The organism is Herbaspirillum sp. BH-1 (assembly GCF_002870055.1).
Classification (GTDB): Bacteria; Pseudomonadota; Gammaproteobacteria; order Burkholderiales; family Burkholderiaceae_D; genus Herbaspirillum; species Herbaspirillum frisingense.
Genome location: NZ_PKOI01000027.1, coordinates 32,137 through 41,438, shown reverse-complemented (window position 1 = coordinate 41,438; position 9,302 = coordinate 32,137). Strand labels below are relative to the sequence as shown.

Annotated in this window: 11 protein-coding genes; 5 read left to right on the top strand and 6 right to left on the bottom strand. The window is 64.9% G+C overall.

Annotated features, from left to right (window positions below; all coding sequences use genetic code 11):
- Positions 1–257: 257 nt before the first annotated feature.
- Genes HBH1_RS23130 through HBH1_RS23120 form a run of 3 tightly spaced genes read left to right on the top strand, consistent with a single transcriptional unit; the run spans position 258 to position 3,096 of the window.
- Entirely contained in the window at positions 258–2,183 is a 1,926-nt protein-coding gene (locus tag HBH1_RS23130) for an FUSC family protein (protein ID WP_199181645.1), read from the top strand.
- 48 nt (positions 2,184–2,231) lie between these two features.
- Entirely contained in the window at positions 2,232–2,690 is a 459-nt protein-coding gene (locus HBH1_RS23125; protein WP_006464728.1) for a hypothetical protein, read from the top strand.
- Positions 2,691–2,718: 28 nt separating this feature from the next.
- Positions 2,719–3,096, top strand: a complete 378-nt coding sequence (locus HBH1_RS23120) for a DUF423 domain-containing protein (protein WP_006464727.1) — start codon at positions 2,719–2,721, stop codon at positions 3,094–3,096.
- A gap of 38 nt (positions 3,097–3,134) precedes the next feature.
- Here the strand turns inward: HBH1_RS23120 and HBH1_RS23115 are convergent, their stop codons facing one another.
- The 4 genes from HBH1_RS23115 to HBH1_RS23100 form a co-directional block, all read right to left on the bottom strand.
- Positions 3,135–3,824 carry a methyl-accepting chemotaxis protein gene (locus HBH1_RS23115; RefSeq protein ID WP_102664537.1) on the bottom strand — a complete coding sequence of 230 codons (690 nt, stop codon included), beginning with the start codon at positions 3,822–3,824 and terminating at the stop codon, positions 3,135–3,137.
- 94 nt (positions 3,825–3,918) lie between these two features.
- Positions 3,919–4,731: an ABC transporter ATP-binding protein gene (locus HBH1_RS23110; RefSeq protein ID WP_102664536.1), complete on the bottom strand. Its 813-nt coding sequence runs from the start codon at positions 4,729–4,731 to the stop codon at positions 3,919–3,921.
- A 17-nt stretch (positions 4,732–4,748) separates the two neighbouring features.
- A complete protein-coding gene (gene ntrB / locus HBH1_RS23105) occupies positions 4,749–5,678 on the bottom strand; it encodes a nitrate ABC transporter permease (protein WP_102664535.1) in 930 nt (309 codons plus the stop codon).
- A gap of 76 nt (positions 5,679–5,754) precedes the next feature.
- Complete coding sequence (locus tag HBH1_RS23100; protein ID WP_369878646.1) at positions 5,755–7,065, bottom strand: CmpA/NrtA family ABC transporter substrate-binding protein; 1,311 nt, start codon at positions 7,063–7,065, stop codon at positions 5,755–5,757.
- A gap of 580 nt (positions 7,066–7,645) precedes the next feature.
- Between HBH1_RS23100 and HBH1_RS23095 the strand changes: the two genes are divergently transcribed.
- Together HBH1_RS23095 and HBH1_RS23090 are read left to right on the top strand one after the other, a co-directional pair.
- The gene (locus tag HBH1_RS23095) at positions 7,646–7,804 is read left to right on the top strand and encodes a DUF3309 family protein (RefSeq protein ID WP_006464722.1); all 159 of its coding nucleotides are present in this window, start codon (positions 7,646–7,648) and stop codon (positions 7,802–7,804) included.
- 247 nt (positions 7,805–8,051) lie between these two features.
- A complete protein-coding gene (locus tag HBH1_RS23090; RefSeq protein WP_102664534.1) occupies positions 8,052–8,387 on the top strand; it encodes a hypothetical protein in 336 nt (111 codons plus the stop codon).
- Between the two features lie 199 nt (positions 8,388–8,586).
- Here the strand turns inward: HBH1_RS23090 and HBH1_RS23085 are convergent, their stop codons facing one another.
- A complete protein-coding gene (locus HBH1_RS23085; protein ID WP_006464720.1) occupies positions 8,587–8,802 on the bottom strand; it encodes a glycine zipper 2TM domain-containing protein in 216 nt (71 codons plus the stop codon).
- A 56-nt stretch (positions 8,803–8,858) separates the two neighbouring features.
- Positions 8,859–9,293: a hypothetical protein gene (locus HBH1_RS23080; RefSeq protein ID WP_102664533.1), complete on the bottom strand. Its 435-nt coding sequence runs from the start codon at positions 9,291–9,293 to the stop codon at positions 8,859–8,861.
- Positions 9,294–9,302 lie beyond the last annotated feature (9 nt).

Below are 9,302 nucleotides of genomic sequence, written 5' to 3'. Positions count from 1 at the left end.
TCGCTACCTCCCGTGCAGGCACTTCCCCGCCTGCCGGCTCCCCCTCACCGCATCCCATCTCCGCCAAACCCGACCGGCGACAACACCACCGGCATGGAAAGTGCTTGGCACGGGAGGTAGCGAAGAGATCGACCGCCCCCGACCTCCCAGACCTACTACCTCCAGGCCCTGCGCATTGATGCAGGTCGCCTGTAGTATTCGTGAAAGAAACTCCTCATATCCTTTCAAAGTGGTCCACCCACGTTGATGCAGTCCCGATGAAAACCGCCCGTACGCCCTTCACCTTCCTTCACCGCCCGTCCCTGCTGCACCGCCATGGCCGGCTGGCCAGCCGGATGGCCGCATTCACCCGTCGTGCCGCACGACGGCTGGAGTTGCGCTCCTTCCCCCTGCTGCAGGAACAGTTCAGTGCCGAGGAAGGCTGGCGCGCCTGCCTGGCCATCGCGCTGCCGCTGGCGGCGGCCATGATCAGCGGCCAGCACTGGCTGGCCTGGGCCGTGTTCGCCGCCTTCTGGACCTGCCTGTGCGATGCCCCGGGGCCGCATACCCAGCGGCGGCGCCTGCTGGCCGGCTTTGCGGTGGCCGGCACGGCGGTGGCATTCATCGGTTCCTGGAGCGCCTCCTGGAGCAGTCATGCGGCCCTGCTCGCCGCACCGGTGATGGTGCTGCTCAGCGTCACGTTGACCGGTGCGATCCAGTCCGCAGCGCTGCTGGGGACGCTGCTGGCGGTGGTGGCGGTGGTGGCGGCGGGCTTCCCGCATGCGCCGGCGCTGGCGGCGCTGCAGGCCGCATCTTTCCTGATCGGCGCGCTCTGGGCGTGGCTGCTGATCAATCTTTTCTGGCGTATCGACGAACACACTGCCCTGCGCCAGGCCGCGCAGGCGGCGCTGCTACGCATGCTCGACATGAGCCGCGACCTGCTCGCCGCGCGCGATGGCCAGCATCGGGAACAGCAATGGCACAGCGAACACGGTGAACACCGCCGCGCCGTGCGATTGGCCCTGGAGCGGCTGCGCACCATGCTGCAGCCTCATGAACGCTCCTCCGGCGACAGCGCCCAGTCCTTTCGGCGCCTGCTGGAGGCCTGCGAAATGATCTTCAGCGCCTTGATCGCGCTGGAACACGCCGCCATCCAGCAACTGGGCTCGCCCGCCGAGCGGCGCATCGTGGCACGGGCGGCGCGTATCGTAGTGCTGCGCACCTACCAGAGGCTGACGCTGCCGCCACAGATCCCGCTGCCATCGAACCAGTCCCGCCCCATCGACATACGGCGCGCAAGCCAGCTGGCCGACCCCTTGATGACCGGCTGCCTGTCGGCCTTGATGCAGGCCCACACGCTGCTGCTGTCCGATCCCGCCTGGGCGCAATACCAGGCCGAGCATGACAGCGATGAGCCCTCCCCCGCCGCTGCGTCACCCGACTGGCGCAACGGCCTGGGCCGGGGCCTGCAACAGGGCGCACGCCAGGCCGCTGGCGTGGCGGCGGTGTTCTATGCGGCCCAGGTGTTCCAGCTTGGCTATCCCTACTGGGCCACGATGGCCGTGGTGGTGGTACTGCAAGGTGCGGCACGCCAGACCTGGACGCGATGCCTGGAACGCATCCTGGGCAGCCTGCTGGGCGGTGCATTGGCACTGAGCCTGCTCCATGTGGCTTCCGGCATGACCTGGGTGCTGCCGCTGGTGGCGGTGATGCTGGCCGGCCTGGCCATCGCCCTGCGGCTGGTGAACTACACGGTGTTCGTGGTGTTCCTGACCATGTTGTTCATCTGCGTGACGGAGATGCTGCAACCTGGTGTCGGCATCGCCTCGGCCCGGGCCTTGGACAACCTGATCGGCAGCGCCGTCGCCCTGCTGGCCGCCCTGGCGCTATGGCCCGAACTCGGAGCCTCGCCGCGCGAGCGCATCGCGCTCGGTCTCAAGGCCAATCGTGACTATCTGGAGGCGGTAGTCGCCCACCAGCCGCCAGCGACCTTGCGTCGCCTGCAGCGCCAGGCCGGGCTGGCCAGCATCGACGCCGAGACCGCCCTGCACGACCTGGGTGGCTTGCGCCGCCACAGCGAACGCCTGTCCCATAGCGAGATGGCCCGCCTGCGCGAAGTGCGCGAACTGGCCGGGCAGGCGTCGGTGGCCTGGCATCTTGATCAAGGCAGCCGGCAGGACCCGGCCACGGCGCGGGAGAGCTGATCCGGTATACTTCCGGTTTTACCGAGTCTGCCTGCCCTGCCCACCGACATGTCCGACCAAGCCCCCGAACCGATCTTCCCGGATGACGCCGTTGCCGGTGCCGATTCCATCCCCGCGCCGCGGCGCTGGATCGTCCTGCAGAACGTCCACGAAGTGGAAACCTGGATCGATACCTACAACCGCGAACTGCAAGCAGTGGTGTTCCGCCACAAGATGAACACCGTCAACGCCGGCCAGGGCATCTGCTTCACGCTGGAACTGGGCGGCGAGATCTATCTGCACACCACACCGGAAGGCCAGATCCTGCTGGATGTCAGCGAGGAAGCTGCCTGGGCGGCCCCGGTCATCAGCGCAGCCGCCAATGTCCCCGCCCCTGCCGGCTCGGTCTGGGTACTGCCGCCCGATACGCTCACGCAACTGATCCTGGGGCTATCCGGTCTGATTGCCACCTCACAGTTCGTGCTGCGTCATGAATATCGCCTGGGCAGGTCGCAGCGCCCATACTGAGCCGCCCCGGATACGAAGAAAGCCACCGATGAAAGAACGCACCCTGATCGCCGCCGGCGCCATCAACATGTTCATCGCCGTCGGCTGCGGCGCCTTTGGCGCGCACGGCCTGAAGCGGATGATTTCGGAAGAGATGCTGGCGATCTGGCATACCGCCGTGACCTACCAGGTCATGCACGCGCTGGGCATGATCGCCATCGCCCTGCTCATGCCGCGCATGGCCGGCGCGGCGATGCGCTGGGCCGGCAATCTGATGCTGGCCGGCATCGTCGTCTTCAGCGGCAGCCTCTACCTGCTGGCGCTGACGGGAACGCGCATCCTGGGCGCCATCACGCCCCTGGGTGGAGCGGCCTTCCTGGCCGCCTGGTTGCTGGTGGCATGGGCTGCCTGCAGGCGCGAAGTGTGATGTCCCGCTGAAACGCGCTGAAGCCCCCTGAGACCCACTCAGGCCGCTGCGCCGCTCAGGGCTTCCTTGACCAGTTCATCGATCTCGCCGGTGATGTTGGAGAGCACGCCGGCCACCACCGAGAATTCCTTGCCCGCCTGCCCCGAACGGGCCGCCACGATGCGCGCATTGAAGGCCACCATCTTGGCTTCACGGGCGATGACCTCGATGTCGGTCATGATCCCGCGCAACTGCTCGCGCATGAGTCGCGCATGCTTCCTGGACTGCGCCTCGTAGACCGCCGTGATCTCGTTGAGCACGCCCAGCAGCGGCGTGGTCTCCTGCACCAGTTGCGCCAGCAGCTCGGGGCCGCTCTTGAGACGGTCTTCGATGGCGTTGAGGGTGCGCTGCGCCAGCGCGGCAAATCCGGTGATGCGGGCGTCGCCGGCTGGCCGCCCGTAATAGACCTCTTCCAGCTCGGGGCAGAACACCCCGGGCAAATCACCCGACCGCTTGAGCAGGGCCGCATGGGCATTGCTGAACAGGGCCAGTGCCTCGCGGGCGGTGGCACAGGCCCCCTGCTGCCCTTGCGAGGCCAGCACTGCGTAGAGCACCAGGCGCTGTGAGGTGAAACGGCGGCGCCCGGAAAGATTGATCATGGCGCCGAAGACTTCTCCGGACAACGGCACGGTGGATGCATCCTCGGCCGCGCGGTCGGGTGCGGTATCGATCAAGGCCAGGGTGGACATGGCAGGCTTCCTTCCAACGATGCAACGAAAAGCGCACAGGTGCGCAACACGCTGCGCATCTGCGCGTCTGCGCGAGGGCCGGGGCCAGGGCGGCTCAGGCCGCCTCGCGTGCCGGATGGGCCTGCTTGCGATACAGGAATTCCAGCACCGCGGTGCGGTACAGGCCATACTGCGCGTCCTGCGCCAGCACCACCCGGTCACGCGGCCAGGCCAGCTTCACCTCCAGCACTTCGCCGATGGTGGCAGCCGGGCCGTTGGTCATCATGACGATGCGATCCGACAGCAGCACCGCTTCGTCCACGTCATGGGTCACCATGACCACGGTGGATTCGGTCTTGGCCACGATCTTGAGCAGTTCATCCTGCAGGTGCGCGCGGGTCAGTGCATCGAGGGCGCCGAAAGGCTCGTCCATCAGCAGGACCTTGGGTTCCATCGCCAGGGCGCGGGCAATGCCTACGCGCTGCTTCATGCCGCCGGAGATTTCATTGGGACGCTTGGTCTCGGCCGCGCCCAGACCCACCAGCGCCAGCGCGGCGCGGGTGCGGTCGCGCAGTTGCGTGCGGTTTTCGCTGACACCGAAGACGCGTTCCACGCCCAGGTAGATGTTTTCATAGCAGGTCAGCCAGGGCAGCAGCGAATGGTTCTGGAACACCACCGCCCGCTCCGGGGCCGGGCCACCGATCTCGCGGTTGGCGCACAGGAGCACGCCGTCGCTGGGCTTGAGCAGGCCGGCGATGAGATTGAGCAGGGTCGACTTGCCGCAGCCGGAGTGGCCGATCAGGGTAATGAACTCGCCCTTGGCCACCGTCAGGTTGATCTCGCGCAGCGCGTGGAAGTCCCCCTTCCTGGTATGGAACACCATCTCCACGCCGTGGATGTCGATGAATTTGCCGTTGATGTTATCCATGATGTGCTCCCGCCTGTTCAGTTGTTGACCTGTTCATAGGTAAAGGCCTTGGCCAGCGCCACCAGCAATTGCTCCAGCACCAGCCCCACTACCCCGATGACGACGATGGCGATGATGATGTGCGGCACGTTCAGGTTGTTCCATTCGTCCCACACCCAGAAGCCGATGCCCACGCCTCCGGTCAGCATCTCGGCGGCCACGATGACCAGCCAGGCGGTGCCGATGGACAGACGCACGCCCGTCAGCATGTAGGGCAAAACCGAGGGGAACAGGATCTTGGTCAGCACCTTCCACTCCGACAGGTTCAGCACGCGCGCCACGTTCATGTAATCCTGCGGCACCCGCTGCACGCCCACGGCGGTGTTGATGATCATCGGCCAGATCGAGCAGATGAAGATCGACCAGATCGCCGCCGGATTGGCCGACTTGAACACCAGCAGCCCGATGGGCAGCCAGGCCAGTGGCGAAACCGGGCGCAACAGGCTGATGATGGGGCCAAACATGCGCGAGAGGAATTCCACCCGGCCGATGGCAAACCCCAGCGGGATGCCCACCAGCGCCGCCAGGCCGAAGCCCATGCCGACCCGCTGCAAGGAGGCCAGCACGTTCCAGCCTATGCCCTGGTCATTGGGGCTGTTGCGATAGAAGGGATCGGAAAACATCACGCCGGCCTCCTTCAGGGTGACCCATGGCGTGGGGAAACTTGCGGTCTTCAGCGCAATGATCTGCCACACCAGTACCAGCAGCGCCACACCCAGGACCGGCGGCACCACCCGCATGAACAGTCCGCCTGCGGCCAGGCGCTTCCTGGCGCTGCGTACCCTGGTCGTGGCAGCAGGTGCTACCGATGCCGGCTGCGCCTGGCTGGCCGCGGCCACTGCTGCGACCTGGCTGTTGCCGGCGGGCTTGGCGTTATCGCCCATGATGTTTTCCATGACTGCACTCATCGCTTTCCCCTTGCTGATGACACTTCACTGTGACGGCCAGCGCTTTGGCTGCACTACCGGCGCTGGCCGCCGAGGCTTACACCTTGATCTTGAACGACTGCGCATAGGCAGCCGGATTCTTGCCGTCCCAGACCACGCCATCGACCAGCTTGGAGCTGCGCATGACTTCCTTGGGCAGGGGCGTCTTGGTCATGGCGGCGGCCTCCTTGTAGAGATCGATCTGGTTCACCGACTTGGCCACGGCGAGGTAGTCCGGATCGGTCTTGAGCAGGCCCCAGCGGCGATGCTGGGTCATGAACCACATGCCGTCCGACAGGAAGGGGAAGTTGACCTGGCCTTCGTCGTAGAACTTCATGTAGTTGGGGTCGTCCCAGGTCTTGCCCCGCCCGTTCTGGTAGCGGCCCAGGATGCGCTGGTCGATCACGTCCTTGCTGGTGTTGACATAGGACTTGTCGGCGATGACCTCGGCCATCTTGTTCTTGTTGGCCAGCGAGGCGTCGATCCATTTGCTGGCGTCCAGGATGGCGGCCATCATGGCGCGGCAGGTGTTTGGGTATTTCTGGACGAACTCCAGCGAGGTACCCAGCACCTTTTCCGGGTGGTCCTTCCAGATGTCCTGGGTGGTGATGGCGGTGATGCCCACGCCGTCGACGATGGCGCGATGGCCCCAGGGCTCGCCCACGCAGAAGCCGTCCATGTTGCCCACCCGCATATTGGCCACCATCTGCGGCGGCGGCACGGTGATCACCTTGGCATCCTTCATCGGATGGATGCCGTTGGCGGCCAGCCAGTAATACAGCCACATGGCGTGGGTGCCGGTGGGGAAGGTCTGGGCAAAGGTGTATTCGCGCTTGTCGGTCTGCATCAGCTTGGCCAGCGAAGCGCCATCGACGGCGCCCTTGTCGGCCAGCTTCTTGGATAGCGTGATGGCCTGGCCGTTGTGGTTCAGGCCCATGAGCACGGCCATGTCCTTCTTCTGCCCGCCGATGCCCATCTGCACGCCATAGATCAGGCCATAGAGCACGTGCGCCGCATCCAGCTCGCCATTGGTCAGCTTGTCGCGCACGCCGGCCCAGGAGGCTTCCTTGCTGGGGACGATCTTGATGCCGTACTTCTTGTCGAAGCCCAGTACCGAGGCCATCACCACCGACGCGCAGTCGGTCAGGGGAATGAAGCCGATCTTGACCTCTTCCTTTTCCGGCTTGTCCGAACCGGCGGCCCAGGCGCCGCCGCTGGCCAGTCCCAGCATGCCGGTCCCGGCCGCCAGGCCTGCACCCTGTATCAGCTTGCGGCGCTTGCCGTCCACCATGTCGACCGTCCCTGCCGGGCCGGCTGGTTCGATATCTGCGAGCTTGCCTGCCTGGTCCGCCTGAGCGTTGAATTCCATAGCACCCTTCCCCTTGCGTTGCGAATTGACATTGACGAAAGCCATCAACAAAAAAAAAGGCGTGTCCCGTCATGGATGACCATGTCGGAAGACGCCTTTGTCCGGGACGATGCGACCGCCGTTGGTCACACCTTCACATCTGTTGCGCACTGGCTGCGCTATGTCGTCAATTCAGCAAAGACTGTGCCAGCACATGATAATCGCCCGCAAAGCCGCACCCGGCCTGCACTGACGGCGCCATGACCAAGACTCACGACCGGTCCGGCGAGGGGGTTCGCGCACCGTCAACATGAGCTCGGGCCGCACTTCATTTGTGCTTTGCACCAAGTTGGCGGCAAGGCGGAGCGATCAGCGGCCCATTGGGGCCACCGGTGGGGACGGCCCGAGGCGCCCGCCTACCCGGCATTGCCGGGTTTTCCTACAGCATATTGCGACGGGCGCTGATCGCGGGGACAGCGGGGCCGGGCCTATGATGGCTCGGCATCAACGAGCAACATCAAGCAACAACGAGCAACAACGAACGACCCAGCGCTTGCACCCTGGCGGGCAAGAACGAATTCAATAACAAAGGAGAAACTCCATGACCCTCGGCACCATCCTGCTCATCGTCCTGATCCTGATCCTGCTCGGCGTGATCCCGGCCTGGCCGCACAGCCGCGGTTGGGGCTATGGTCCCAGCGGTATCGCCGGCACCATCGTCATCATCCTGCTGATCCTGTTGCTGCTCGGGAAGATATAAGACGGGGCGGTAGCATGGCGGTTGACTCCGCCCTGCTGCCAGCGCCCCTGACGCTTTTCCCGCGACCCTCCCCTCCCGGATGCAAGCCTGATACCATCGGCCTGCGGAAGGGAACACGGCGCGGTCGGTGCCCTGTCACCGACCGCGCCGTTTGCATTGTGTCCAGCTGGCTTGTCGTACGCTGCGGGCATGGCAGATGGCCCATCCCCATGAAGTTTTCGCGTTTGCGTGATGAGGCCCATAACAGATGAAGAACAAATTCCTCGCGTCCTCCCTCCCCGTTTGCCTGGCGGCATTGACCCTGCTCGCGGCTGCGTCCAGCCATGCCGGCGAGGACAAGCTGGCCAATGGCGATCCAGCCCGGTGGTATCAGAACGCCGATACTCCCAAGGAACGGCTGCGCAATCTCAACCAGGAGACGGCCGCTGCCTACGCCGAGGCACTGGCCGACTGCAAGGCTCAGCGCGGCAAGCAGGCCAGCGCCTGCCGCAAGGAAGCCGCCGCCGCCCGCAAGGACGATGCGGCGCGCGCCCGGCGCATCTATGACGACTACAAGGCGACCGGGGCCAAGCCCGCCTCCTGAGCCAATGCCGGGTTAGCCTGCTGCCTGGCTGCAGGGGTTGCCCCTGCGCCGGCCCCAAGTGCAAGCCACAAATGGAAAACGCCGCAACGATGGACATCGTTGCGGCGTTTGATGCATTCCGTGCGTGCAGGCCTCGATAGCCCGCACGGTGTGGCTGACAGCGCTGCCAGCCTGGTGTTGGCCCGTCTTACTTGCCGTCTTACTTGCCCACCTGGTTACCGATCACGCCACCCACGGCGGCACCGCCGACGGTACCGATGGCGCTACCGCCAGTGAGCACTGCACCGCCCACCGCACCGGCGCCTGCGCCGATGGCTGTGTTCTTGTCGCGCGCGGACATGTTGCTGCAGCCGGTCATCGCGGAAAAGGCAAAGATGGCTACCGAAGTCACTGCCAGTTTTTGAATTGTTTTCATGACTACTCCTTCCTCATTGTCGAATAGAGTCCAACGAACGGATTGCCGGACCGGCATCAGGTCATCGGACGCATGATCACGCGCGCAGCGGGAGCTTGCGGCGCAGCCTTGGCGGCTTCGCGGGCGACGTCCGGGGTGCATGCACCAGCCTCTTGCCCATAGAGCAGGACAGCTTCGCGCATGAACCTGGAACGGCGGCCTTCGGCCATGTCCATGTACCGGAACTTCTTTTGACCTGCCTTCTGCAGGCGGGTCGCGTCGACCGGCATGTGACGATCCATCGTGGGGGCCGACCAGCGCGCTGCGCTGTCATCAGCCTGACGGGGTGCTGCATAAGCGGAGGAGGCAAGTGCCGAGACGGCTACCAGCATGCAAATACCGACTGTTTTTTTCATGGTCTGCCCTTTCAGGGGTCCCTTCTTGGCGGTGAGCAAAAATTTCATGCGGCAATCCGAGAACTCTTTTGCATTTCCCGGCTCTACCAGCACCATGACCACATG